Source organism: Serratia sp. BFP-2025, assembly GCF_050880365.1.
Lineage (GTDB): Bacteria > Pseudomonadota > Gammaproteobacteria > Enterobacterales > Enterobacteriaceae > Serratia > Serratia surfactantfaciens.
The window spans coordinates 15,726-41,051 of the sequence record NZ_JBPAFV010000001.1 but is presented as its reverse complement, the minus strand read 5'-3'; the positions used below and the strand labels follow the sequence as shown (position 1 = coordinate 41,051).

Here is a 25,326-nt window from a genome sequence, read left to right as displayed (position 1 = left end):
ATGAGAGAGTGATAACGAATTATTATTTAACTAAGTCTTTGCTGCCTGCGCCATTCGCTGGGATTGGCACCATATACGCGCAAGAATTCGCGGTTAAAATTCGACTTGGTGGTAAATCCCGACTCATGCATGATTTCGGTTATCGGGCGATCGCCGACAAGCAGCCTGCGCGCCGCCTCACCGATGCGCAATTGGTTCACGTATTGCGAGACATTCATCCCGGCATACTGATTGATGGCCTGCGACACCCGGCGCGCCGGCAATCCACTTTTGCGCGCCAACAGCGCCAAATTCAGCTCCGGTTGCAAATAAAGATCGTCTTTCAGCAATTGCTGTTGCACCTGAACAAACCAGTGGTGGATCTGGTCATCATTCACTGCGACGACTTTAACAGGCTCCGGCGTTTCCTCGACCGGTTGCTCCGCCGGCCGGGTGCGGGACAAGACCAGGTACACGCCCAACGTAAGCAGCAGAGTGTCGACCGTCACCAACAGGCCGGCATGTCGCCCGCCAAACCAGGCAAAATCGAGGGTAATGATCAGCTCCGCTATCGCGACGGTGAACAATAAAATGGCTAACCCACGCCACAGACGGCAGCAGAGCCAGCTTTCCGCCAACGCCACCTGCTTCAAACTGTTCTCCCCGCCGCGCAGTGCATACCACAAGGCCACGCCGTAACCCGCATCGGCGGCAATAATCAACGCATCCAACCAAACTGGCGCATACCAGCTGGCCAACAGCGTCAGGCATAAGGGCGCAAAATGCCAGACATCGGCAAGCCGCAATCGCCCCTGCGTGCTCACCCGGAAGGCCAGCCAGACCAGCACCGGGATCATGACGGCTCCCATCGGCTGCAACCGGTTGAACTGCGTTAAGTCGTAACCGTAACGCAACCCCACCAGCAGGCTTTGCCATGCGCACAGCAGCAGTAACAGCTGGAAAACCCAACGCCGGGCGCTGGGCCGGCCAAGGCGAAGCAACAGCCCGCAGCACAGCAGGCTGAACAAAAAGGTAACGGGAATGAGCGGCATTCATTACGCCTTATCCAAAGAGACGAAGCGGAAAAGTGTATGGCCTTAAGTCTGTTAAAACAATAATTTAACGACCTTGATCGCGATCGAGGTCGCCGAGAGGCACAGCCGATGTCACCTTTGCGCTTTTGTCGTAATGAGGATGTGAGGATGAAAAAGTTACTGTCCCTGTGGCTGCTGCTGTGCACGACGGCCAGCGCATCGCCTTATCAGATCGCCATTCATGATGAAGCGTTTTCCCGGGGTTCGCGCACGCTCGCCAGCCGTATTTATTATCCCACCGAGGCCGAAGGCCCACGACAAAACGTCGGTGCCAATCCGGTATTCACCGGTATTGCCGGCCAAATTGACGCACCACCGGCCAGGGGCACCTTTCCCTTGGTGGTGTTCAGTCACGGCAGCGGAGGGAACAATACCAGCCAGGCCTGGCTGGCGGCAGCGCTGGTTAGCCATGGCGTGGTGGTGATTGCCGCCAACTCACCCGGCAGTACCACCGGCGACTCAGTCCCGGCGCAGTCCATCAATCTTTGGCGGCAAACCGAAGATATCTCCGCGCTGATTGACGCGATCGGCGCCTCCCCTCGCTGGGCTGCTCTCGTCAACCCTCACGCCATCGGCGTTGTCGGCCACTCCAAGGGCGGTTACAGCGCTATCGCGGCCATCGGCGGCAGAGTCAGACTGGCAGATTTCATCGCCGGTTGTCGGCAACGGCCGCAGTCACCCAATTGCCGGTTCTATACCCAGGCCAGGGTTGACCTGACGCAGGTCGCCGCCGATCGGTTCGATGCCGATTATACCGACCCGCGTATCCGCTTTGCCGTCGCCCTCGATCCCGGCATGGTGCCCTATCTGCGGCCGGAGAGTTTGCGTCACCTAAACAGCCCCTTGTTGATTATCGAACCGCAAAACTATCTGCCAAGCGAGAAAGGCTCGCGTTTGGGTGGGGCGTCGCTGGCAGCTAACGGCGCTGAACAGCCTATCCGCGCACAGCGATTAACCCGCGGCAATCATTTCGATTTCTTACCCATTTGCCAACCCAACGGCCGCAAAATTTTGGCCTCTGAAGAACAGGAAGCAGAGGTACTATGCGCAACCACGCCTGCCCAACGTGAATGGGTACATCAGCAAACGGTGGCGGCAATATTGCCGTTCATTCGCCCCTGGCTACCCGTGCGCGCAGAAAATCGATAAACGCCCGCACCTTCTCCGGCACATGGCGGGTGTTCGGGTAGAGCGCATAGATGCTCTGCTCAGGGAAACGGTGATCCGGCAGCAACCGTTGTAGCCTGCCGGCATCGATTTCGGGCTGCGCCAGCCACGCCGGCAGCAGCGCCACGCCGCCGCCATGCAAGGTGAACGCCAGCAATGCCGCAGCGCTGTCGCCGGTGAGCGTGGCGGCATCCGCGACCTTGAACAGCACCGCTTCGCGCTGCGGCGTGATCACCTGCCAGCTGAGCGGCGAACTGAGCCGGCTGTGGGCGATCCACTGCGCCTGTGCCAGATCCGTCAGCGAATGGATCGGCCGGTCGGCCAGATAATCCGGCGCCGCCACCGGAAAAATGGCGAAGCTGTCGATCAAGGCCGCACGGTGGCTGGAATCCGCCAGTTGCCCCAGGCGGATCGCCACGTCGAAGCGCTCTGAGATCAGATCGGCATGGTAAGAAGAAGAGACATGCTGGATGCGCAGGCGCGGATGCTGTCGCGAAAACGCCGCCAGCGCCGGCACCACCACCTGCGCGCCATACTCCGGCGTGCTGGTGATACGCAGCACGCCGCTCAACCCATGATGATCGCGGCGCACGTCGTCCAGCACATTTTCCGCCTCCTGCAGCAGCTGCAGGCTGCGCTGGTAGAAACGCTCGCCGGCATCAGTCAGCGATAGCCGCCGGGTGCTGCGCGCCAGCAGTGAAACCCCCAGCTCGTTCTCCAGCTGCTTGACGTTAAAGCTCACCACCGCCTTGGTTTGCCCCAGCGCCACCGCGGCGGCGGTAAAGCTGCCAGCCTCCACCACCGCCGCGAAGATCGCCAGGCGCTGCAAATTCAGCATTTCGATACCCTTATTGTCAAAATGATTTTGACAGTGTAATCGCCCGCCGCCGATTTATCCGCACTTTTCCCCCCGCTACACTGCTCGCCTTCAACCGGAGGCACCATGTCTTATCGCAGCAAAGTGGCAATCGTCTATCTGCTCGGCTTTTTCGTCGATCTGATCAATATGTTTATCGCCAACGTCGCCTACCCCGCCATCGGCCAGGCAATGCGGGCGTCGGTCAGCCAGCTGGCGTGGGTCAGCAACGGCTATATTCTCGGCCTGACGCTGGTGATCCCGCTCAGCGCCTGGCTGGCGCAGCGCATCGGCGGGCGCCGGGTATTTATTCTTTCACTGGCGCTGTTCATGCTGGCCACCCTCGGTGCGGGCAACGCCGAGAGCATCGGCGCGCTGATCGGCTGGCGCACCCTGCAGGGCATGGGCGGCGGCTTGCTGATCCCCATCGGCCAGACGCTGACCTATCAGCTGTATCGCAGCCATGAACGCGCCGGGCTGTCGGCGGCCATCATGTTAGTCGGGCTGCTGGCGCCGGCGCTGTCACCGGCGCTGGGGGGCTGGCTCGTCGATCGGTTGGATTGGCGCTGGGTGTTTTTCGCCAACCTGCCGCTGGCGGCCTTGGCGCTGGCGCTGGCGGCGCTATGGCTGCGCGCGGAAACATCGGCGACGGAGCGAAAACCGCTCGACGCCACTGGCCTGCTGAGCGCCTGCGCGGCGTTGACGCTGCTGCTGCTCGGCCTGACGCGGCTCAGCGAAGCCGGTCATCAGGCTTCCGGCACGGCGCTGCTGATCGCCGGCCTGCTGGTGCTGGCCTATTATCTGCGCCATAGCCTGCACACTCCGCAACCGCTGCTGAACCTGCGACTGATCGGCGACCCGCTGCTGCGCAACGCCATGGCGGTTTACTTATGCATTCCCGGCCTGTTCATCGGCGTCAGCCTGGTGGCGATGCTGTATCTGCAAAACCAGCTGGCGATGCCCGCCGCTCAGGTCGGCGGCCTGATGCTGCCCTGGGCGCTGGCGTCGTTCCTGGCTATCACGCTGACCGGCAAAAGCTTTAATCGCCTCGGCCCGCGGCCGCTTTTGATCGTCGGCTGCCTGCTGCAAGGCGCCGGCATGCTGACGCTGGCGCAGATCGATCAGGCCGGGCAGCATGTGCTGCAGATCGCCGCCTTCGCCCTGATGGGGTTCGGCGGCAGCCTGTGCAGCAGCACCGCGCAGAGCAGCGCGTTCCTGCAGATCCCCGACGGCCAATTGGCGGACGCCAGCGCGCTGTGGAATATCAACCGCCAGCTCAGTTTCTGCCTCGGCGTGGCGCTGCTCAGCCTGCTGTTGAATCTGCTGCTGACCGTGTTGCCACCCGCAGCCGCCTACCGAACCTGCTTTATTCTGGCGGGCGCCAGCGTACTTATTCCGCTGCTGTTGTGCCTGCGTCTCGCCAACCGCGCCATCGTGCGCCAACTCAACGCTAAACAGGATGCTGTATGAACCCGTATTTTACCGAAGTGATCGACGCCCACATCGCCATTGAGCGCTGGCTGGGCAAAGGGGCTGGAGAGGAACAGGCGCTGCTGGCGCGCTTTACGCCGGATTTCAGCATGATCGCGCTGAACGGCGCCCCGCTGGATTTCACCGCGCTGTGCGCTTTTTTCCGCGCGCATCGCGCCGCCAAACCGGGATTGGAAATCGAGATAGAAGAGATGAAGCTGGTGGCCGAATGGCCGACGGGCGCGGTAGTCAGTTATCGAGAAAAACAGCGGTTGCCAGGGCAAAGCGCCACCCTGCGGCACTCCACGGTGGTGTTCGAGCGTCTGCCCGCCGCAATCGGCTGGCGACATTTGCACGAAACCGCTATGGCGCAGTAATCACAAAAAGCTGCCGGCCAAAAACAGTTCCCAGCCGACGATCACCCCGCACAGGGTCACCGCGCTGAAAATGACTTCAAACAGATAGCGATTGATCATCGTGCGTAGCCTCAAAAGAAGACACCCGGAAGAACCGGGTGTCTGAAATACGGGCTGGATCATGCGGAACCTTTCGGTTCCGCAAACATCACTTAATTAAGCTTTTTTACCGGCTTTTTTGTGGTGTTTTTTAGCGGCCTGAGCTTTCTGCACTGGCGCTTTTTTGTGGTGCTTTTTAGCAGCCTGGGCTTTCTGAGCTGGCGCTTTTTTGTGGTGCTTTTTAGCGGCCTGAGCTTTCTGGGCTGGCGCTTTTTTGTGGTGCTTAGCTTTCTTGTGGTGCGTTGCTTTAGCTGGCGCTTTTTCAGCAGCAGCCGCTGGCGCAGCGGTAGTGGTGGTCGCAGCTGGAGCAGTGGTGGTAGCCGGAGCAGTAGCTGCAGTATCAGCAGCGAAAGCAACAGAAGACAGACCCATAGTGGCAGCAACGATCAGCGCTAATACTTTTTTCATCTTTAAATCCTCAGAGTGTTGTTTCGGTAAGCTCCGGTGGAGCCGTTGAAACAGATACTAGTGGAATCAAACCGCCGTTTCCGTGAGTGATTGGTTTCGCCGAGTAACCAAATGTACAACGTTTGTGAATGGCGCTTGTGAACCCTATCGGCGGATATATGCTGTAGAAAGACGCCCTCGGCACAGGTCTGTTCACGCTATGAAAACCGCCTCGTTGAAACACGCGCCCGGCCGCTACGCCGGCCTGGCCCTCGCCGGCCTGCTGCTGCTGACGCTGCTCTATCTGTTCGTGCGGCACTGGGCGGAGTTCGTGCAGTACTGCATTAACTTCCAGATTTACATGCACCGCTATCTGGTGCTCTATCTGCTGCAGCAGCGCAACCAGCAATACAGCGGCGGGCTGATGCTGACGCTGGCCAGCTTCGCTTACGGCTTCCTGCACTCCATCGGCCCCGGCCACGGCAAGTTCGTCATCACGACCTACTTGGCCACCCATCGCCAGCAGTTGAACGCCAGCCGGCTGATCACCCTATTGGGTAGCCTGATGCAAGGTGTCGTTGCCATTGTGTTCGTGGTGGTGCTGGCGGTGGCGCTTAACCTGTCGATGGGCGATCTCAGCCTCAGCCGTTACTGGGTAGAAAAAGGCAGCGCGTTATTTATCGCCGCCTTCGGCCTGATGGTCATCCTGCGCGCCGGCGGCTGGCGGTGGCGCCGTTCACCGGTCATCAAAGCGCTGCATCCGGCGGACCATCCGCATACGGCGGCATGCGAATGCGGCCACCGACATCAACCCAGCGCGGCCGAACTGACCGGTGGCTGGCGCAACGCCCTGTGGTTGATCGTCTCGATCGGCATTCGTCCGTGCAGCGGCGCGATCCTGATCCTGGTCTTCGCCAACGCCATCGGCATGTTCACCTGGGGCGTGATCTCCGCCATGAGCATGGCGCTGGGCACCGGGCTGTCGATCATGATCCTCGCCACGCTGGTGCACCACGCGCGCGAGCGCTTTCTGACCAGCCAACCCGGCCTGACGGGCTATTATCTGGCACAGGTTTCCCGCATCGCGGTAATGCTCGGCGGCGTAATTCTTATCCTGTTCGCGCTGGTGCTGTTTAATTCCGTGATCCCGGTCAGCGCTAACGGCGATTTCATCGCCGCCGGTTGTTAACGCCGGCGAATCGTCGTTTTTTTCCGTGATCGGCCACACAAATCTCAGCATGGTCTACACTTAAAAGACATGTGTCGAAACGGAGAGCCGAATGTTTAAGAAAGCAGAAAGAACAGAACGCGACATCGATCAGGACGTCACTCTGTTGGCCGATACGCTGGATGAAGTGTTGCGTGAGTCCGGTGACAAGACCAAAGAGGAACTGAAAGAGCTGCACAGCAAGGCGAAAGGCGTGCTGCGCGACGCAAGGGCGCGGTTCAATGGCTCCACCAGTCTGACACAGCATGCGCGCGACGCGGTCGATCAAGCCGACAGCTATGTGCGTGACAAACCCTGGCAGGGCGTAGGGATCGGTGCCGCTGTCGGCATCGTGCTCGGCGTGCTGCTGGCCCGGCGTTAACACCCCTGCAGTCATAAAGATAAAACAGATGTGCGTCTGGCCCGCGGAAATCGCGGGCCGTTTAATTTGCGCGTTTGAACAGCTGCGCCAACCCCTGCACCGCCCGCTCTGTCTCTTCTCGCCGGCTGAAATTGGCGAATCCCAACAGTAATCCTTGCCCCGCCGGATGATCGATTTGCCAATCCGACAACGCCTGCGCCGCCAACCCGTGCCGCCACGCTTGCGCCGCCAACGGCGCATCCGCCAGCCCGTGATGTAACCGAGCCAATAGCTGAATGCCGCCCTGCTGCGGCACCACCGTCAGCCATACCCCCAGCTGCCGTTCCAGCGCCTGCGTCAACCACTCGCGCCGCTGGCGGTACACCGGCCGCATGCGTTTCAGGTGGCGGTAGAAATGACCTTGGCGGATGAAATCCGCCACGCCGGCCTGCAGCAGCGGCGGGCAGCCACAGCCGCGCAGCCGGCTGCTGCGCGCGAATACCTCCGTCAGATCGGCGGGCACCACCAGATAAGCCATGCGCAGCGCCGGGAACAGCGTTTTGCTGAAAGTGCCGGCGTACAGCACCCGTCCCTGAACATCGAGACTTTTCAGCGGCGGCAGCGGCCGCCCGTGATAGCGAAATTCGCTGTCGTAGTCATCCTCGAGGATCCAGGCCGCACGCTGCTGCGCCCAGTCGAGCAGCGCCATGCGCCGCGCCAGGCTGAGCGAGACGCCAAGCGGGCTTTGATGAGTCGGCGTCACCACCGCCAGCCGCGCCTCGGGCTCAGTCAGTATACCGGCGGCGACGTCCATGCCCTGTTCATCCACCGGCACGGCGACCGGCCGCACGCCGGCGGCCCGCAGCAGCGGGCGCGTGACCGGATAACCGGGATCTTCAATCCATACCGCGTCACCGGCGTGCAACAGCGTCTCCACCACCCAGTCCAACAGCGCCGGGTAGCCGGCGCAGAGGAAAATCTGTTCCGGCCGGCAGCTGATGCCGCGCGACAAATGCAGATAATGGGCGATCGCCTCACGCAGTTCAGGCAGGCCGCCGGCCGGCGGCAGCGCCAGGGAAGCCACCGTAGAACCGCGCAGTTGGCGGGCGACAATGCGCTGCCACAGCGCCCGAGGAAACGCATCCAGTGCCGGCACGCCCAGTTGGAAAGGCTGCAGCATGCCCTGCGGCTGCAGCGGATCGGGCGCCACCGCCGGCAGCGACGGCGCAGCAGACGCCGCCCCCTGCATGGGTGGCAACTGCGGCGAGACATAGGTGCCCGCCTGCCCCCGGCTCAGCAAGAAACCTTCGGCGATCAGTTGAGCATAGGCGCTTTCCACCGTGGCACGCGCCACGCCAAGATCGCTCGCCAACCCGCGCACCGAAGGCAGCCGGCTGCCCGCCGCCAGGTTGCCCTGGGCGATGGCGTCTTTGATTCGCAGATAAATCTGCCGGTACAGCGGCTCGGCGAGCCGGCTGTCCAAACGCAGCGAGGTCAGGAAAGTTGGCATCATGGCCCGGTTAAATAATCATTTTATGGCCCTATAGCATAGACCATAAGGCCGCTAAAGTAGCGTCATGATTTCGTTACTCCCCATTGAGGTTGACCATGATTAAGCAACGTTTGAACTACGCCGAGCTGGCGCCCGCCCCGTACAAAAATATGGTGGGCGCGCTGATGGCGCTGGAGAAAGGCGCTCTGGACAAAGCGACCATCGAGTTGATGTTTATGCGCGTTTCGCAGATCAACGGCTGCGCCTACTGCCTGGACATGCACGGTAAAGCGCTACGCGAAAACGGCTTCAGCCATGCCAAACTCGATACGCTGGCGGGCTGGCGCGTCAGCCATGAATTCAGCGCACGTGAGCGCGCGGCTCTGGAATGGGCCGAGTCGGTGACGCTGATCGCCGCCACCGGCGCGCCGGACAGCGCTTTTGAGGCGCTGAAAGCACACTTCAGCGACGCCGAGATCGCCGATCTGACCTTTGCCATCAGCATCATGAACGCCTTCAACCGACTGGCCGTCAGCATGCGTCAATAATGCGTTCGCCTCCCCCTCTTCTCTGAGAGGGGGAATTTCCCACCCGCAAAAAAAATTTTCCCCTCGCCTTCCCAGCCCCGACGCGGTCTGCGTATCACCTTACACAAAACACCATATATAGCGTGGTTGATAAAACAAATATCAACATATAGTATTTTATAGGTCAGCCGCAGGGAATGTCGTTCGGTTGATAACGCCGTCAGAAACGCCAGGAACGATGCTCCGTTATCTGACTTGTCCGCCTTTCCTTCAGCCTAAAGGTAAATGCGAATCATGAGCATTATTATTTACAGTAAGCCGGACTGTGTCCAGTGCAACGCCACCTATCGCGCATTTGATAAGCAGGGGATTGATTATCAGGTGATCGATCTCACCCAGGATCAGCAGGCGCTGAACCACGTTAAATCATTAGGTTATCAGCAGGTTCCGGTGATTATCGCCGGTGACGATCACTGGTCCGGTTTCCGTCCGGACAAAATCGGCGCGCTGGCGCTCACCTGCTGAGGCCCGCCGATGAATCCGCTGGTCTATTTCTCCAGCAGCTCGGAGAACACCCATCGATTCGTTGAGAAACTGGGCCTGCCGGCGATCCGCATTCCGATCGCCGGCGCCCGCAGCAAATTGCTGATGGAACAACCCTATATCTTGATCGTGCCCAGCTATGGCGGCGGCAGCGCCGTCGGCGCGGTGCCGATCCAGGTGATCCGCTTTCTCAACGTTCCGCAAAACCGTTCCTACCTGCGCGGCGTCATCGCCGCCGGGAACACCAACTTCGGCGCAGCGTACGGCATCGCCGGCGACATCATCGCCAAAAAATGCCAGGTGCCTTTTTTGTACCGCTTCGAGCTGCTCGGCACCTCGCAAGACGTTGAAAACGTTCGACAGGGAGTAACCGCATTTTGGCAACGACAGAACTGACCAGGCCCGAGACGGGCGCGCTGGATTACCATTCGCTCAACGCGATGCTCAATCTTTACGATGCGGAAGGCCGGATCCAGTTCGACAAGGATCGGCTGGCGGCGCGGCAATACTTCCTGCAGCACGTCAACCAAAACACCGTGTTCTTCCATAACCTGGAGGAAAAGCTGCGCTATCTGGTGGAAGAAGGCTACTACGAGCCGCAGGTGCTGGCGCAGTACGAGTTCCCGTTTATCAAGCAGCTGTTCCAGCAGGCCTACGCCAAAAAATTCCGCTTCGAGACCTTCCTCGGCGCCTTCAAGTACTACACCAGCTATACGCTCAAAACCTTCGACGGCAAGCGCTATCTGGAACGCTACGAAGATCGGGTGTGCATGGTAGCGATGACGCTGGCGGCGGGCGATACCGCCCTGGCGCAGGATCTGGTGGAGGAGATGATTTCGGGCCGCTTCCAGCCGGCCACGCCGACCTTCCTCAACTGCGGCAAACGCCAGCGCGGCGAACTGGTCTCCTGCTTCCTGCTGCGCATCGAAGACAATATGGAATCGATCGGCCGGGCGGTGAACTCCGCGCTGCAGCTATCGAAACGCGGCGGCGGCGTGGCCTTCCTGCTGAGCAATATTCGCGAAGTGGGCGCGCCGATCAAGCGCATCGAAAACCAGTCTTCCGGCGTCATTCCGATCATGAAAATGCTCGAAGACGCCTTCTCCTACGCCAACCAGCTCGGCGCGCGCCAGGGAGCCGGCGCGGTGTATCTCAACGCCCACCACCCGGACATTCTGCGTTTTCTCGACACCAAGCGGGAAAACGCCGACGAGAAGATCCGCATCAAGACGCTGTCGCTGGGGGTGGTGATCCCGGATATCACCTTCGAACTGGCGAAGAACAACGAAGAGATGTACCTGTTCTCGCCCTACGACGTCGAGCGGGTGTATGGAATGCCGCTGTCTGAAATCAGCGTCAGTGAAAAATACCGCGAGATGGTGGACGACAAGCGCATCCGCAAGTCGCGCATCAACGCGCGCGAGTTCTTCCAGGTGCTGGCGGAGATCCAGTTCGAATCCGGCTACCCGTATGTCATGTTCGAGGACACGGTCAACCGGGAGAACCCGATCGCCGGTCGCATCAACATGAGCAACCTGTGTTCGGAGATCCTGCAGGTCAACCGCGCCAGCACGTATCATGAGGATCTGAGCTACGATCGCATCGGCAAGGACATCTCCTGCAACCTCGGCTCGCTGAACATCGCCAAAACCATGGACGCGCCGGACTTCGGCAAGGCGATCGAGACCGCGATCCGCGCGCTGACCGCGGTGGCCGACATGAGCGACATCCGCTCGGTGCCCTCGATCGCCGAAGGCAACCGCAGCGCCCGCGCCATCGGTCTGGGCCAGATGAACCTGCACGGTTACCTGGCGCGCGAGCGCATCTTCTACGGCTCGGAAGAAGGCATCGACTTCACCAATCTCTATTTCTATACCGTGGCCTATCACGCCATCCGCGCCTCGAATCGGCTGGCGATCGAACGCGGCGGCACGTTCGACGGCTTTGAGCACTCTCGCTATGCCAGCGGCGAGTACTTCGACAAGTACACCGAACGCGACTGGCTGCCGCAGACCGAGCGGGTGCGCGAGCTGTTCGCCGCCGCCGGCATCGCTATTCCGGGCCGCGACGAGTGGCGCGCGCTGCGCCAGTCGGTGATGATGCACGGGCTGTACAACCAGAACCTGCAGGCGGTGCCGCCGACCGGTTCCATCTCGTACATCAACAACGCCACCTCCAGCATCCATCCGATCGTTTCGCGCATCGAGATCCGCAAGGAAGGCAAGATCGGCCGCGTTTACTATCCCGCGCCTTACATGACCAACGACAACCTGGCGTATTACCAGGATGCCTACGAGATTGGCCCGGAGAAAATCATCGATACCTATGCCGCCGCCACGCAACACGTCGATCAGGGGCTGTCGCTGACGTTGTTCTTCCGCGATACCGCCACCACCCGCGACATCAACCGCGCGCAGATCTACGCCTGGCGCAAAGGCATCAAGACCATTTACTACATCCGCCTGCGCCAGATGGCGCTGGAAGGCACCGAGGTGCAGGGCTGCGTGTCCTGCTCGCTGTGAGGCAACTTATGACGACCGTAACATCGGCGCCGCTGGTGCGCGCCATCAACTGGAACATCATCGAAGACGACAAGGATCTGGAGGTGTGGAACCGCCTGACCTCCAACTTCTGGCTGCCGGAGAAGGTGCCGCTGTCCAACGATATCCCCTCCTGGGCCACGCTGACGCCGAAGGAGCAGCAGCTGACCATTCGGGTGTTCACCGGGCTGACGCTGCTGGACACCATCCAGAACACTGTCGGCGCGCCGGCCCTGATCGCCGATGCGCTGACGCCGCACGAAGAGGCGGTGTACTCCAACATCAGTTTTATGGAGGCGGTGCACGCCCGCTCTTACAGCTCAATCTTCTCCACCCTGTGCCAAACGCCGGACGTGGATGACGCCTATCGCTGGAGCGAGGAAAACCGCGCGCTGCAGAAGAAAGCCGGCATCATTCTGGCGCACTACCGCAGCGACGATCCGCTGCTGAAAAAAGTCGCCAGCGTGTTCCTCGAGTCGTTCCTGTTCTATTCGGGCTTTTACCTGCCGATGTACTGGTCCAGCCGCGCCAAGCTGACCAACACCGCCGATCTGATCCGCCTGATCATTCGCGACGAAGCGGTGCACGGCTACTATATCGGCTATAAGTTCCAGAAAGGGCTGGAGAAGGTGGACGCCGCGCGGCGCCAGCAGGTGAAAAACTTCGCCTTCGATCTGCTGCAGGATCTGTACGACAACGAGGTGCGTTACACCGAGGAGCTGTACGACGGCGTCGGCTGGACGGAAGATGTGAAGACCTTCCTGCACTACAACGCCAACAAGGCGCTGATGAACCTCGGGTATGAAGCGCTGTTCCCACCGGCGATGGCGGAGGTCAACCCGGCGATCCTGTCGGCGCTGTCGCCGAACGCCGACGAAAACCACGACTTCTTCTCCGGTTCAGGTTCGTCCTACGTTATCGGCAAAGCGGTCAACACCGAGGATGAGGACTGGGATTTCTAAGGCTGGCTGACTCTATCAGGAAACGCCGCTAGCGGGGGTGCGGTGTGTTATCCCCGCTCAACTATTTGTTTTTATTTAAATCATCACGCAGCTCAAGCCGCCGCCAGATGGCGCGTTTCTCCGCGTCGCTGGCGGTCGGCCAGGCGGCGATCTCCGCCCGCGTGCGCCGGCATCCCCGGCACTGCTGCGTCTCATCATCAAGCCGACACAGGCTGATGCAGGGCGACCTGACGCCGAGATGAGAGTGCTGATTGTTGCCCGCCATAAACCGCCCTTGATGTGATGTGTGCCGCCACAGGATACCCGATCCGGCGGCGGCGCGCCGTCAATCAGATGATGCCGCCGTTGGCGCGCAGGGTTTGGCCATTGATCCAGCCGCCGTCGGCCCCCGCGAGAAAGGCCACCGCCGCCGCGATGTCTTCCGGCGAGCCCAGGCGTTCCAGCGGCGCCATCTTCGCCAGCCGCTCGATAAGCTCCGGGGTTTTGCCGTCGAGGAACAAGCCGGTGGCGGTCGGCCCCGGCGCGACGGCGTTCACCGTGATATTGCGGCCGCGCAGCTCTTTCGCCAGCACGCTGGTCAACGCCTCGATTGCCGCCTTACTGGCGGCATACATGCCGTAACCCGGCTGCAGCAACCCCACCACGCTGGAGGAAAAGTTGATGATGCGACCGTTGTCGCGCAGGCGCTTCGCCGCCTCGCGCATCGTGTTGAAACTGCCTTTCAGGTTGATGTCGAGCAGGCGATTCACCTCTTCATCCCCCATGTCCGCTATCGGCGCCAGCGCGATCACCCCGGCGTTATTGACCAGGACATCGACGCCGCCAAACGCCTGTTCGGCGCTGTCGAACAGCCGGGCGACCGCAGCCGCATCGCTGACGTCGGCCTTGACGCTCAAGGCGCGGCCGCCGCGCTGTTCTATCTTGCGCGCCAGCTCGTCGGCCGGTGCCGGGTTACCCGAATAGTTGATGACGACGGTAAAGCCGTCGGCGGCCAAGCGCTCGGCGATAGCGGCGCCGATGCCGCGCGATGCGCCGGTAACGATGGCGACAGGAGGCGTTTTCTGGTTCATCGGGAGATCCTTAAAGAAAGCAACGGGCAGAGCGTTCATCATGCACTGTTTATCACGGCGAATCAGCCCTGATTCTCTGGCATCATAATCCCAAATTATCGAACAATGCCGCTGGGCTCTGTTCGATGGCCGCCCGTTGGGCGGCCATGTCCATTACAGCGCGCCGTAGTTCAGCGGCACCCAGGTATAGCCTTCACCCTGGCGGTTCAGGTAACCCAATCCCGGGAACGACAGGTGTGCGCCACCGACCAGCTCGCTCTGCCGTGCACTGTCGCTGAACACCCGCAGCCGCTGGGCGACCGCCGCCTTGGCGTCGCTATCAAAGCCGATCGCCACCTTCGGATGCGGCATCTGCACCGCCGCTACGTGGATCAGATCCCCCAACAGCAGCAGCTTTTTACCCTGACTCGTCACCTGATAGACGCTGTGGCCCGGCGTATGGCCATGGGCGGCAAAGGCGGCAATGCCCGGCGAAAGTTCACCGTCGCCGTTGAACGGCTTAAAATGGCCGGCCGTCTGGTAAGGTTTGATCGCCGCCTGGGCTCTTTCGAAGTTGCTTTTGCTCTCCGCATTAGCCTGTTTCAGCCGCTCGGCGCTTAGCCAGAAGTCCGCATCCTGGCTGGCGGCGCGCACCACCGCATTGGGGAATACCGCCTTGCCATCGCGCGTCAGACCGCCAAGATGGTCCGGGTGCATATGGGTCAGGTAGATCTCATCCACCTGTTCCGGCTGGTAGCCCGCCGCGCGCAGGTTATCCACCAGCTTGCCCAGCCCGCCGCCCAGCAGTTGGCCGGCACCGCTGTCGATCATCACCAGCTTGTCGCCGGTATTGATCAGATAGGCATTGACCGAGGTGACCACCGGCAGGCTTTGATGCTGCTCGGCTAACCCGGCGGCGATCTGCTGCGGCGTGCTGTTCAGCAACAGTTTGTCCGCCGGCAGGCGAATGATGCCGTCAGACAATGCGGTCACTTCAAAACCGCCCAACATGATGCGGTAGAATCCCGGCGTCGGGGTTTTGGCCTGCGGCGCGGCGGCCCCGGCCTGTAATGACATAACGGCCAACGCCGCCCCCAGCAGACAACGTTTCCAGAACATGATGACTCCTTGCGAGAATTGAACAGCGCTAAGTATTGACGCAAAAAGCCCGATGCGCCTGTTTAATAAATGCCTTTGATAAATATATAAATAATATATTTACTGTGAATAATTTTGTTTGTTAATTCACACAACCCCAATCAATATTTTCTCGCTCGCCACTTGGTTATTTTCCTTACTCCCTAAACCACGAGTAAGGAAATAACATGAGCTATCAATTCGAAAACCTGGTCTTTGAAGGCGGCGGCGTAAAAGGCATCGCCTATGGCGGCGCGCTGGAGCTGCTGGAAGCCAAAGGCATCATGCCGCAGATCAAGCAAACCTCCGGTGCCTCGGCGGGCGCCATCGCCGCACTGCTGGTCGGCCTGGGCTGCAGCTCGGCAGACGTAACCAAAATTCTGTCGGCGATGGATTTTAAAAAATTCCTCGATTATAACGGCGGCTTTTTCGGCACGATCCAGGACGCCTATCGCCTGTTTAATCAATACGGCATCGCACCCGGCGATTATTTCTATCAATGGTCGCGCGATATTATCAAGCAATATACCGGCAACCCGGATATTACTTTCGAACAGTTCGAAGCGATGAAGGCGGCGAAAGGGTTCAAGTCGATTTACTTTATCGGCGCCAACCTCAACAGCGGTCAGCGCGAGGTCTATTCTCACCGCACCACGCCGCGTATGAAAGTGGCGGACGGCCTGCGCATTTCGATGTCGTTCCCGTTCGCCTTCGTGGCGAAGAACAATACCCTGGGCGATCTGTGCATGGACGGCGGCATGATCGACAACTATCCGGTGCGGCTCTTCGATTATGACTTCTCCGCCACGCCGCCTTACATCGACAGCTCCAGCCAGCGCATCAACACCCGCACGCTGGGCCTTCGCCTGGATTCCGCCAGCGAAATTGCCCAGGCCGCCGGCCAGGCAAGCCCGCGCACGCCGGTCAACAACCTGTTTGATTTCACCCTGGCGGTGGCCAACGTGATGCTGGACATCCAAACCAAGGTGCATCTGGACAGCGATGACTGGAAACGCACCGTGTATGTCGACACGCTCGACGTCGGCACGCTGGAGTTCGGCATCAGCGAGGAGAAAAAACGCGCGCTGATCGAATCCGGCCGTCGCGGCGTAGAGCGCTACTTCGCCTGGTATGATGCCGCCATGAAGCAAGCGGCGTAACCGGTGCTTTCCCGCCTGCGCGGCCGGCCGGCGCGCGGGCAAAAAAATCCCCGCGGGGGCGGGGAAAGGCAAAGTAACGCTAAGGATTTATAGGAGTTATACGAAGAACTTGGCCAACACCAGCAGCGACAGCGAGACGTTGATAGCGCCGCCGATACGGGTTGCGATCTGGGCGAACGGCATCAGCGACATGCGGTTGCCGGCGGTGAGGATCGCGACGTCGCCGGTGCCGCCCTGCCCACTCTGGCAGCAGGAGACGATCGCCACGTCGATAGGGTGCATACCGATTTTCTTGCCGACGAAGAAACCGGTCGCCACCAGCGCGCTGACGGTCGTGACGATCACGATCAGGTTCTGTACGGTAAACGCGTCCACCAGCTCTTGCCATGGCGTGATGGCCACCCCGACGGCGAACAGGATCGGATAAGTCACGGCGGTGCGGAAGAATTTGTACACCACCTGCGAACCTTCCTGAATGCGCGGCGATACCCCGTGCGCCAGTTTCACCGCTACGGCGGCGAACAGCATGCCCACCGGCGCCGGCAGGCCGATCAGACGGTGCAGCAGCATGCCCACCATATACAGCAGAATGGCCAGCAGCGCGCCGCAGGCGATAGTGCTGACATCAACCTTGCCGCTGATTTTTTCCACCGCGTTCATGTCGCCGTCGCCCTGCTTGCTCGGCATCAGGCTGCCTTCGCCGGTCAGATGCGGATAACGCTTGCCCAGTTGATTGAGCAGGCCGGCGATGACGATGGCGGTCAGGCTGCCGAGCATCACGATCGGCAGGATGCGCCCCAACGCCACGCCTTGCTCCATGTGCAGGATCGCCGCGTAGCCCATCGACAACGGAATCGCCCCTTCACCCACGCCGCCGGCCATGATCGGCAGGATCAGGAAGAAGAAGATCTGGAACGGCTCCAGGCCCAGCGCCATGCCGACGCCCATCCCCACCAGCATGCCGACGATCTCGCCGCACAGCATCGGAATGAAGATGCGCAGGAAGCCCTGGATCAACACCTGGCGGTTCATGCTCATGATGCTGCCGACGATGATGCAGCAGATGTAGAGATAAAGAATGTTGGTCGATTTGTAGAACTTGGTGGTCGATTCCACCACCACGTCCGGCAACAGGCCATAGTGCACCAGCGCGGAAGGAATGAAGGTGGCGCAGATCGCCGCCGCGCCCATTTTGCCGATCAGCGGCAGGCGCTTGCCGAATTCGCCGCAGGCGAAACCGAAGAACGCCAGCGTGGCCACCATCACCACGATGTCGCTCGGCAGCTTGCCTTCCAGGCAGTCGAGCAGAATCAATACGCCGGCCAGAATAAAGAACGGTAACGGAATGATCCCTACTTTATAATTGTCCAGTATCCGCCACCATTTTTCACGCAGAGGAATATCGGCGGTCTTGTCTTTGGCTACGAGGTAAGAATCATCTGTTGTGCTCATAATCTGGCCTCTTATTAGTTTGTTCAGCCATCATAGAGAAGCGCACGGATTATCTGCTGTGATTATGTTCAAAATTAAAAAGGGTTTTTAATGGTGGTTATGGTTTCTATGGGGTTAATTAAGATTATGTAAAACCCGGCGTGGTTTTAATGGTGTTAATACCGTTTTTATTTTAAAGCTTATCAACTTTATCGCAGACGAACAATTCTCGTCCGTTTCACTCTAATCCCGTGTGAGGGATCACAAGTTGATCGGGCGCAATATTACAGACCCCGCTTCTCGTGATAGGGTAAGGCTTCAGGATCTCTTTACGGTAAAGCTCCGCCATGCGCCTTAAACTCTCATTTCAAATCAAACTGTTTCTGTGCCTGGTGGCCTTCTCCTGCCTGCTGCTGACCTGCATCGGCGCCTACACCTATTATCAGCTGGATGCGCAGCTGCACCGCGATCTCGGCGCCCGCGCCCAGGTGCAGGCGCGGGAAATCGCCCTTATCCCTTCGTTGGTGGACGCGGTGGAAAAGAGTGACGCCGCCAGGATCGCCGCGCTGATGAAAAAAATCCGCGCCAGCAGCGATGCCAGCTATATCGTTATCGGCGATAATCACGCCCGCCATCTTTATCATTCCGAATATGAAGGCCGCCTGGGTACGCCGATGATCGGCGGCGATAATAAAGAGGTGTTGGAAGGCAAAAGCATTATTTCCATTCGCAAGGGCGGCATCGGCGTATCATTACGCAGCAAGGCGCCGATCCTGGATGAAAATAACCGCGTTATCGGCATCGTTTCCGTCGGCTATTTGAAATCGCATATTGATAGTTTAAATGCCAGGACGTTGACGCAAATTATCGGCTCCATCGTCCTGCTGCTGATCGCCCTGTTCGTTTTTTCCTGGCTGCTGTCGAAAAACCTCAAGCGTCAGATGTTCTGGCTGGAGCCGAAAGAGATCGCGCTGCTGGTGCGCCAACAGAAAGCGCTGCTGGAAGCCATCTATGAAGGGGTGATCGCCGTCGATCCGCAGCTGCGGATCATCACCATCAACCATGCGGCACGCGAGCTGCTCGATCTGCACCAGCCCGCCGCCGGCTTGCTGGGCCGGCCGATCGGCGAAGTGATCCAGGCGCAGCCGAACTTCTTCGGCGCCGCGCAGCTGGGCCAGGATACGCACGATGAGGTGTGCCGTTTCAACCACGTGCGGGTGATCGCCAGCCGGGTGCGCATCATGCAGGAGCAGGAGCTGCAAGGCTGGGTGATCAGCTTCCGCGACAAGAACGATATCAATACCCTGAGCAGCCAGCTCAGCCAGGTGAAACGCTATGCCGACAACCTGCGCATCATGCGCCACGAGCAGCTGAACTGGACCGCCACGCTGGCCGGACTGCTGCACATGCAGCGCTATGACGAGGCCATCCGCTATGTGGAAGCCCAGTCGGAGGGCGCGCAGGAGATCCTCGATTTCATTTCACAGCGCTTCAGTTCGGCGGCGCTGTGCGGCCTGCTGCTGGGCAAATACTCCAGCGCCAGAGAAAAAGGCATCGAATTGCGCTTCGATCCGGCCTGCCAGCTGCGGCAGATCCCGGCGGCGCTGAATGAGACCGAACTGATGTCGATCGTCGGCAACCTGCTGGATAATGCGGTGGAAGCGACGCTGCACTGCCCGGCCCCGCACGACGCGATCGAACTCTATATCAGCGACAGCAGCAACGAGCTGGTGATCGAGGTGGCGGATCGCGGCACCGGCATCGCCGAGGAAATTCGTGATACGCTGTTTGAACAGGGCGTGACCACCAAAGCGGATAAAAGCGACCACGGCATCGGCCTGCATCTGGTCGCCAGCCATGTGGCGCAGGCGCACGGCAGCATAGAAGTGTCGGACAACGAGCCGCACGGCGCGATATTCTCTATATTTATCCCTAAATAAAACCCATAACCCGATTTTTTTGAGCACCCGATTATGTCACACCAAGCACTGGACGTTCTGATCGTGGAAGACGAGCCGCAACTGGCGACACTGCACGCGGAGTTCATCGAGAAAAATTTCAACCTGCGGGTGGTAGCCTATGCCGCCACGCTGGCCGAAGCGCGGGCCAAAGCCAATGAGCATCAGCCGCGTCTGATCCTGCTGGATAACTTCCTGCCGGACGGCCAGGGCATCGAGCTGATGGAAGAACCGGCGGTAAAAAACCCCGCCTGTTCGGTGATCTTCATCACCGCCGCCAGCGACATGCATACCTGCAGCCAGGCGATCCGCAACGGCGCCTTCGATTACATCATCAAACCGGTGTCCTACAAGCGGCTGCGCAATTCGCTCGAGCGTTTCATGCAGTTCGTACAGACCCAGCGCACCTTCAAGATCATCGACCAGGACAACGTCGATGCGCTGTATAACCTGCAGTCGAAACAGTTCTCCAGCGAGCCGAGCGCCAAAGGCATCGAAACCAACACCCTTGAGCTGGTGCAGGCGCTGTTTATCGCCCAGCCGGCGGTGGCGCATGCGGTGGAAGACGTGGTTGAACAGGTCGGCATCAGCAAAACCACCGCCCGCCGTTATCTGGAATACTGCGTCGCCACCCAGTTCGTGCGAGTGGAGATGCTGTACGGCAATATCGGCCATCCGCGACGGCTGTATCGCAAGGCCTGAGGCTGCCATCTGGCTGTCATATTCAGGCGATAACATAGCGCCCGACGATATCCCCCTCGATATCGGCACCTGTCGTTAACACTGATGAAATACTGATGACTTTTACCCGGCCTCTGGTCGGGTTTTTTATTATGCGAACGGCAGGTGCAGAACCGAAATATCCCATTGCTTCACGCCGTGTTATTCCCTCCTAAAACCAATCATGATGGCGAATAACGGCCGGCAATTTTGAGTCACGGGCCAAATTACCATAACTAATTAAAACCTTGATGTAAACCACTAATATCCCATTTAAATGACATTGAGGGTTGTCTCAGATATTCACTGTGTTAGGGTAAAAAGCTCTTTTATTTTGCTAAGGACAGCCCATAACGCTTTAATTAAACCAGAGGAAACAGCAAATTGCATGGCAATTAAACTCGAAGTAAAGAACCTGTATAAGATATTTGGCGAACACCCGGAACGCGCATTCAAACTGCTGGATAAAGGTCTGACAAAAGATCGGCTGTTGGAAAAAACCGGCTTATCGCTCGGCGTAAAAGACGCCACTCTGGCCATTGAAGAAGGCGAGATATTTGTCATCATGGGGCTTTCCGGTTCCGGCAAGTCCACCCTGGTACGCCTTCTCAATCGTCTGATAGAACCCACCCGCGGTCAGGTGTTGATCGACGGTGAGGACATCGCCAAAATATCCGACGCCGCGCTGCGCACCGTGCGGCGAAATAAGATCAGCATGGTATTTCAGTCATTCGCGCTTATGCCGCATATGAATGTCCTGAATAACACCGCCTTTGGCATGGAATTAGCCGGCATACCGCTGCAAGAACGCCAGGAAAAAGCGCTGGACGCCCTGCGCCAGGTCGGGCTGGAGAATTATGCGTTGTCTTATCCGGATGAATTATCCGGCGGCATGCGTCAACGCGTGGGATTAGCCCGTGCGATGGCCAACGACCCGGATATATTATTGATGGACGAGGCCTTCTCGGCGCTCGATCCGTTAATTCGCACCGAGATGCAGGATGAGCTGGTGAAATTACAGGCCCAGCATCAGCGCACCATCGTATTTATTTCCCACGATCTGGACGAAGCGATGCGCATTGGCGATCGCATCGCCATCATGCAGGGCGGCGAAGTGATCCAGGTCGGCACGCCGGACGAGATCCTGAATAACCCGGCCAACGACTATGTGCGAACTTTCTTCCGCGGTGTGGACATCAGTCATGTGTTCAGCGCCAAGGATATCGCCCAACGGCGCCCGGTAACGCTGATCCGCAAAACTCCCGGCTTTGGCCCACGCTCGGCGCTGCAGCTGCTGCGCGATGAGGACCGTGATTATGGTTATGTTGTTGAACGCGGGAAGAAATTTATCGGCGTGGTGTCGATAGAGTCGCTGAAAAAGGCGCTGTCCGCCAATCAGACGCTGGACGATGCCCTGCTCGAAGCGCCCGCCGCCGTGCCGGCCGACACGCCGCTCAGCGATCTGATCTCTCTGGTCGCCCAGGCGCCGTGCGCGGTACCGGTGGTATGCGAAGAACATAACTATCTCGGCATCATCTCCAAGGCCATGCTGCTGCAGGCGTTGGACAAGGAGGGCTCCGCCAATGAGTGATACCACGCAAACCCAAGATCCCTGGGCTACCGCACCGGCCGATACCGGCGCCGCACCCGCTCACGATGCCGCCGCCAACGCCGGCGACGCTTGGTCCAGCGCGCCACCGCCGGCCGCCCATGACGCCGCCGCGTCAGGCGCCGATTGGCTGAGCAGCGCCCCGGCCCAGCCGGAGCACTTCAGCCTGCTCGATCCGTTCCACAAAGCCTGGGTGCCGTTCGACGCCTGGGTCACGCAAGGCATCGACTGGCTGGTGCTGCACTTCCGCCCGCTGTTCCAGGGCATCCGCGTGCCGGTGGACATGATCCTGAGCGGCTTCCAGCAACTGCTGCTGGGCATGCCGGCACCGATCGCCATTCTGGTGTTCTCGCTGCTCGCCTGGCAGGTCGCCGGTTTCGGCATGGGCGCCGCAACGCTGCTGTCCCTGGTCGCCATTGGCGCCATCGGTGCCTGGTCGCAGGCGATGGTCACGCTGGCACTGGTGCTGACCGCGCTGTTCTTCTGCATCCTTATCGGCCTGCCGCTCGGCATCTGGCTGGCGCGCAGCAAGCACGCCGCCAAGGTGATAAGGCCGCTGCTCGACGCGATGCAAACCACCCCGGCCTTCGTCTATCTGGTGCCGATCGTCATGCTGTTCGGCATCGGCAACGTGCCGGGCGTGGTGGTGACCATTATCTTCGCGCTGCCGCCGATCGTGCGTCTGACCATTCTCGGCATCAAGCAGGTGCCGGAGGATCTGATCGAGGCCGCCGAATCCTTCGGCGCCAGCCCACGCCAGCTGCTGTTCAAGGTGCAGCTGCCGCTGGCGATGCCGACCATCATGGCCGGCGTGAACCAGACGCTGATGTTGGCGCTGTCGATGGTCGTCATCGCCTCGATGATCGCCGTCGGCGGTCTGGGACAGATGGTGCTGCGCGGCATCGGCCGGCTGGATATGGGCCTGGCCGCCGTCGGCGGCGTCGGCATCGTGATCCTGGCGATCATTCTCGATCGCCTCACCCAATCGCTGGGGCGCGATCGCCGCAGCAAGGGCATCGGCCGCTGGTACCGCCGCGGCCCTATCGGGTTGCTTACCCGCCCGTTCATCAAACAAGCCTGACGCTTTTCCCGCCGGCGGCTGTGGCCCCGGCGGGCTATGACACCACCACATTGAAAGAGGGGAAACACTATGCGCACCACGGGCATCTGGGCTCTCGCCCTGACGACGCTGATTGGTACACAGAGCGCCATTGCGGCGGATTTACCCGGTAAGGGGATCGCGGTACAGCCGGTGCAAAGCACCATTTCCGAAGAGACGTTCCAGACGCTGCTGGTTAGCAAGGCGCTGGAAAAACTGGGTTACGACGTGAAGGAACCGCGCGAGGTGGATTACAACGTCGCCTACACCTCCATCGCCTCCGGCGACGCGACCTTTATCGCGGTCAACTGGGATCCGCTGCACGCCGATCAGTACAAGGCCGCCGGCGGCGACGCCAAGTTCTACCGTGAAGGCGTCTACGTCAACGGCGCCGCGCAGGGTTACCTGATCGACAAGAAAACCGCCGAGCAGTACCACATCACCAACGTCGAGCAGCTCAAGGATCCCAAGATCGCCAAGCTGTTCGACACCAACGGCGACGGCAAGGCCGATCTGACCGGCTGCACCCCAGGGTGGGGCTGCGAGGCGGTGATCAACCACCACATCAAGGCCTACGGCCTGAGCAACACCGTCGAACACAATCAGGGCAACTACGCGGCGATGATCGCCGACACCATCACCCGCTACAAAGAGGGCAAGCCGGTGCTGTATTACACCTGGACGCCGTACTGGGTCAGCGATGTGATGGTACCGGGCCGCGACGTGGTCTGGCTGCAGGTGCCGTTCTCCTCCCTGCCGGGCGAGCAGAAAAGCGTCGATACCAAGCTGCCTAACGGCGCCAACTACGGCTTCCCGGTCAACACCATGCGTATCGCCGCCAACAAACAGTGGGCCGAAGCCAACCCGGCGGCCGCCAAGCTGTTCGCCATCATGAAGCTGCCGATCGCTGACATCAACGCGCAAAACCTGCGCATGCACGAAGGCCAGGCTTCGGAAGCCGACATCCAAAACCACGTTAACGGCTGGATCAAGGCGCACCAGGCGACCTTCGACGGCTGGGTGAAAACCGCCGCCGCCGCGGCGAAGCCGTAACCGCTCGGGGGCGCCGCAACCGCGCGCCCCTTACCCCGCCAGATCGATGCCGCTGAACTGTAAAAAGCGTGCGGCGGCATTCGACAAGGGCTGCGGCCAAATGCAGTACACCTGGCGCCGCGGCCCGTCTTCAATCGGGATCGATACCAGCGCGCTTAAGCGTTGCGCGGTCGAGATCGGTACGATCCCCGCCGCCAACCCGCGCCGCACCAGATTCTCCAGCCACTCGATATGATCGATCTCAAAACTGACATGCCGGCGGATACCCGCCGCCAGGAAGGCGCGATCGGTTTGACGCCGCGCGCCGGTGCCGCTGTAGAAATCCACCAGCGGCACTTCCGCGAGCGCCTGCAGATTCACCCGCTCGCGGTTGGCCAACGGATGCTGCGGCGCCACCAACGCCACCAGCGGCTCATCGGTCAACTGCCGGTGCGACATCGGCAACAGGTCGACATCGCCGGGCCAGATGCCGACGAACGCCATATCGCACTTCTGCTGACGCACGTCCTCCAGCAGGGCTTCGCTCATGCCGACGTACAGGCGGATGTTCACCGCCGGATAGTGGCGATGAAACTTGTCGAGCTTTTCGGTCAGATCAATCGCGTTTATGGTTGAAATGGTGCCGATGGTGAGCGTGCCGGACACCGCATCGCCGGCGGCGGTCACTTCTTCCACCAGCGCCTGCTGCGCCGCCAACAGCCGCTGCGCCGACGGAATGAAAGCCTGGCCGGCGGGCGTCAGCCGCACCCGGCGCGAGGTGCGTTCAAACAGCGTACAGCCCAGCTCTTCTTCCAGTTTGGCGATCTGGTGGCTGAGTGCCGACTGCACCGTATGGCAGCGCTGCGCCGCCCGGGTAAAGCTCTGCTCTTCCGCCACCGCCAGCGCATAGCGGATCTGTTTCAGGTTCATGGCATCTATCTTGAAATGAGATAAATCAAATGAAAATTATACATTGGTTTCCCAATGCGCGTTGCCGGATACTGCGCGCTATCTTTTTCCCGTGATGAAAA

25 protein-coding genes are annotated in these 25,326 nt (G+C 59.9%); 16 read left to right on the top strand and 9 right to left on the bottom strand.

All coding sequences use genetic code 11. The features are described 5' to 3' along the window. Window positions 1-26: 26 nt before the first annotated feature. Window positions 27-1,031 carry a helix-turn-helix domain-containing protein gene (locus ACRAWE_RS00190; RefSeq protein ID WP_432524322.1) on the bottom strand — a complete coding sequence of 335 codons (1,005 nt, stop codon included), beginning with the start codon at window positions 1,029-1,031 and terminating at the stop codon, window positions 27-29. Between the two features lie 150 nt (window positions 1,032-1,181). Here ACRAWE_RS00190 and ACRAWE_RS00185 point away from each other — a divergent pair, with 150 nt between their 5' ends. Then, window positions 1,182-2,222 (top strand): alpha/beta hydrolase family protein, encoded by a 1,041-nt coding sequence (locus ACRAWE_RS00185; protein ID WP_063919947.1) that lies wholly within the window; start codon window positions 1,182-1,184, stop codon window positions 2,220-2,222. On the opposite strand, the gene ACRAWE_RS00180 is transcribed toward ACRAWE_RS00185, so the two are convergent. Then, on the bottom strand, window positions 2,182-3,078 hold the full coding sequence (locus ACRAWE_RS00180; RefSeq protein WP_063919948.1) for a LysR family transcriptional regulator: 897 nt from the start codon (window positions 3,076-3,078) through the stop codon (window positions 2,182-2,184). The genes ACRAWE_RS00185 and ACRAWE_RS00180 overlap by 41 nt on opposite strands. Before the next feature lie 105 nt (window positions 3,079-3,183). On the opposite strand from ACRAWE_RS00180, the gene ACRAWE_RS00175 reads away from it, so the two are divergent. Both ACRAWE_RS00175 and ACRAWE_RS00170 read left to right on the top strand, forming a co-directional pair. Continuing rightward, the gene (locus tag ACRAWE_RS00175) at window positions 3,184-4,566 is read left to right on the top strand and encodes an MFS transporter (protein ID WP_063919949.1); all 1,383 of its coding nucleotides are present in this window, start codon (window positions 3,184-3,186) and stop codon (window positions 4,564-4,566) included. Then, window positions 4,563-4,943 (top strand): DUF4440 domain-containing protein, encoded by a 381-nt coding sequence (locus ACRAWE_RS00170; RefSeq protein ID WP_063919950.1) that lies wholly within the window; start codon window positions 4,563-4,565, stop codon window positions 4,941-4,943. Before ACRAWE_RS00175 ends, ACRAWE_RS00170 begins: the two co-directional genes overlap by 4 nt. 195 nt (window positions 4,944-5,138) lie before the next feature. Here the strand turns inward: ACRAWE_RS00170 and asr are convergent, their stop codons facing one another. Beyond that, a complete protein-coding gene (gene asr / locus ACRAWE_RS00165) occupies window positions 5,139-5,489 on the bottom strand; it encodes an acid resistance repetitive basic protein Asr (RefSeq protein ID WP_004928953.1) in 351 nt (116 codons plus the stop codon). A gap of 199 nt (window positions 5,490-5,688) precedes the next feature. Between asr and ACRAWE_RS00160 the strand changes: the two genes are divergently transcribed. Continuing rightward, window positions 5,689-6,657 carry a nickel/cobalt transporter gene (locus tag ACRAWE_RS00160; protein ID WP_063919951.1) on the top strand — a complete coding sequence of 323 codons (969 nt, stop codon included), beginning with the start codon at window positions 5,689-5,691 and terminating at the stop codon, window positions 6,655-6,657. A gap of 91 nt (window positions 6,658-6,748) precedes the next feature. Beyond that, window positions 6,749-7,057: a DUF883 family protein gene (locus ACRAWE_RS00155; protein ID WP_004928950.1), complete on the top strand. Its 309-nt coding sequence runs from the start codon at window positions 6,749-6,751 to the stop codon at window positions 7,055-7,057. A gap of 61 nt (window positions 7,058-7,118) precedes the next feature. On the opposite strand, the gene ACRAWE_RS00150 is transcribed toward ACRAWE_RS00155, so the two are convergent. After that, window positions 7,119-8,549 (bottom strand): PLP-dependent aminotransferase family protein, encoded by a 1,431-nt coding sequence (locus ACRAWE_RS00150; RefSeq protein WP_432524319.1) that lies wholly within the window; start codon window positions 8,547-8,549, stop codon window positions 7,119-7,121. 95 nt (window positions 8,550-8,644) lie between these two features. Here ACRAWE_RS00150 and ACRAWE_RS00145 point away from each other — a divergent pair, with 95 nt between their 5' ends. From ACRAWE_RS00145 to nrdF, 5 genes are all read left to right on the top strand, one after another. Beyond that, window positions 8,645-9,076: a carboxymuconolactone decarboxylase family protein gene (locus ACRAWE_RS00145; protein ID WP_063919953.1), complete on the top strand. Its 432-nt coding sequence runs from the start codon at window positions 8,645-8,647 to the stop codon at window positions 9,074-9,076. Window positions 9,077-9,349: 273 nt separating this feature from the next. Beyond that, complete coding sequence (gene nrdH, locus ACRAWE_RS00140) at window positions 9,350-9,580, top strand: glutaredoxin-like protein NrdH (protein ID WP_004928934.1); 231 nt, start codon at window positions 9,350-9,352, stop codon at window positions 9,578-9,580. A 9-nt stretch (window positions 9,581-9,589) separates the two neighbouring features. Then, window positions 9,590-9,994: a class Ib ribonucleoside-diphosphate reductase assembly flavoprotein NrdI gene (nrdI, locus tag ACRAWE_RS00135; RefSeq protein WP_063919954.1), complete on the top strand. Its 405-nt coding sequence runs from the start codon at window positions 9,590-9,592 to the stop codon at window positions 9,992-9,994. After that, the gene (gene nrdE / locus ACRAWE_RS00130; RefSeq protein WP_025160247.1) at window positions 9,976-12,120 is read left to right on the top strand and encodes a class 1b ribonucleoside-diphosphate reductase subunit alpha; all 2,145 of its coding nucleotides are present in this window, start codon (window positions 9,976-9,978) and stop codon (window positions 12,118-12,120) included. The genes nrdI and nrdE overlap by 19 nt, the downstream gene beginning before the upstream one ends. Before the next feature lie 8 nt (window positions 12,121-12,128). Then, window positions 12,129-13,100, top strand: coding sequence for a class 1b ribonucleoside-diphosphate reductase subunit beta (nrdF, locus tag ACRAWE_RS00125; protein ID WP_004928917.1), 972 nt, complete (start codon window positions 12,129-12,131; stop codon window positions 13,098-13,100). Window positions 13,101-13,161: 61 nt separating this feature from the next. Here the strand turns inward: nrdF and ACRAWE_RS00120 are convergent, their stop codons facing one another. The 3 genes from ACRAWE_RS00120 to ACRAWE_RS00110 all read right to left on the bottom strand — a co-directional run bounded on the left by ACRAWE_RS00120 (window position 13,162) and on the right by ACRAWE_RS00110 (window position 15,268). Next, window positions 13,162-13,365, bottom strand: a complete 204-nt coding sequence (locus tag ACRAWE_RS00120; protein ID WP_019455579.1) for a DUF1289 domain-containing protein — start codon at window positions 13,363-13,365, stop codon at window positions 13,162-13,164. A 64-nt stretch (window positions 13,366-13,429) separates the two neighbouring features. After that, window positions 13,430-14,170 carry an SDR family oxidoreductase gene (locus ACRAWE_RS00115; protein ID WP_063919957.1) on the bottom strand — a complete coding sequence of 247 codons (741 nt, stop codon included), beginning with the start codon at window positions 14,168-14,170 and terminating at the stop codon, window positions 13,430-13,432. Window positions 14,171-14,323: 153 nt separating this feature from the next. Beyond that, window positions 14,324-15,268 (bottom strand): MBL fold metallo-hydrolase, encoded by a 945-nt coding sequence (locus ACRAWE_RS00110; protein ID WP_019455581.1) that lies wholly within the window; start codon window positions 15,266-15,268, stop codon window positions 14,324-14,326. Window positions 15,269-15,474: 206 nt separating this feature from the next. Here ACRAWE_RS00110 and ACRAWE_RS00105 point away from each other — a divergent pair, with 206 nt between their 5' ends. Next, window positions 15,475-16,446, top strand: a complete 972-nt coding sequence (locus ACRAWE_RS00105) for a patatin-like phospholipase family protein (protein WP_432524315.1) — start codon at window positions 15,475-15,477, stop codon at window positions 16,444-16,446. Between the two features lie 96 nt (window positions 16,447-16,542). Here ACRAWE_RS00105 and ACRAWE_RS00100 read toward each other — a convergent pair whose 3' ends face one another. Beyond that, entirely contained in the window at window positions 16,543-17,898 is a 1,356-nt protein-coding gene (locus ACRAWE_RS00100; RefSeq protein ID WP_019455583.1) for a 2-hydroxycarboxylate transporter family protein, read from the bottom strand. A gap of 326 nt (window positions 17,899-18,224) precedes the next feature. Here ACRAWE_RS00100 and ACRAWE_RS00095 point away from each other — a divergent pair, with 326 nt between their 5' ends. The 5 genes from ACRAWE_RS00095 (at window position 18,225) to proX (ending at window position 24,316) form a co-directional block, all read left to right on the top strand. Continuing rightward, a complete protein-coding gene (locus tag ACRAWE_RS00095) occupies window positions 18,225-19,817 on the top strand; it encodes an ATP-binding protein (RefSeq protein ID WP_074055597.1) in 1,593 nt (530 codons plus the stop codon). 33 nt (window positions 19,818-19,850) lie between these two features. Further along, on the top strand, window positions 19,851-20,537 hold the full coding sequence (locus ACRAWE_RS00090) for a response regulator (RefSeq protein ID WP_019455585.1): 687 nt from the start codon (window positions 19,851-19,853) through the stop codon (window positions 20,535-20,537). Window positions 20,538-20,943: 406 nt separating this feature from the next. Then, window positions 20,944-22,146, top strand: coding sequence for a glycine betaine/L-proline ABC transporter ATP-binding protein ProV (gene proV, locus ACRAWE_RS00085; RefSeq protein WP_063919959.1), 1,203 nt, complete (start codon window positions 20,944-20,946; stop codon window positions 22,144-22,146). Continuing rightward, entirely contained in the window at window positions 22,139-23,245 is a 1,107-nt protein-coding gene (gene proW / locus ACRAWE_RS00080) for a glycine betaine/L-proline ABC transporter permease ProW (protein WP_154747725.1), read from the top strand. Before proV ends, proW begins: the two co-directional genes overlap by 8 nt. Before the next feature lie 69 nt (window positions 23,246-23,314). Next, on the top strand, window positions 23,315-24,316 hold the full coding sequence (gene proX, locus ACRAWE_RS00075) for a glycine betaine/L-proline ABC transporter substrate-binding protein ProX (protein WP_063919961.1): 1,002 nt from the start codon (window positions 23,315-23,317) through the stop codon (window positions 24,314-24,316). 30 nt (window positions 24,317-24,346) lie between these two features. Here the strand turns inward: proX and ACRAWE_RS00070 are convergent, their stop codons facing one another. After that, window positions 24,347-25,225: a LysR family transcriptional regulator gene (locus ACRAWE_RS00070; RefSeq protein ID WP_019455589.1), complete on the bottom strand. Its 879-nt coding sequence runs from the start codon at window positions 25,223-25,225 to the stop codon at window positions 24,347-24,349. Between the last annotated feature and the right edge of the window lie 101 nt (window positions 25,226-25,326).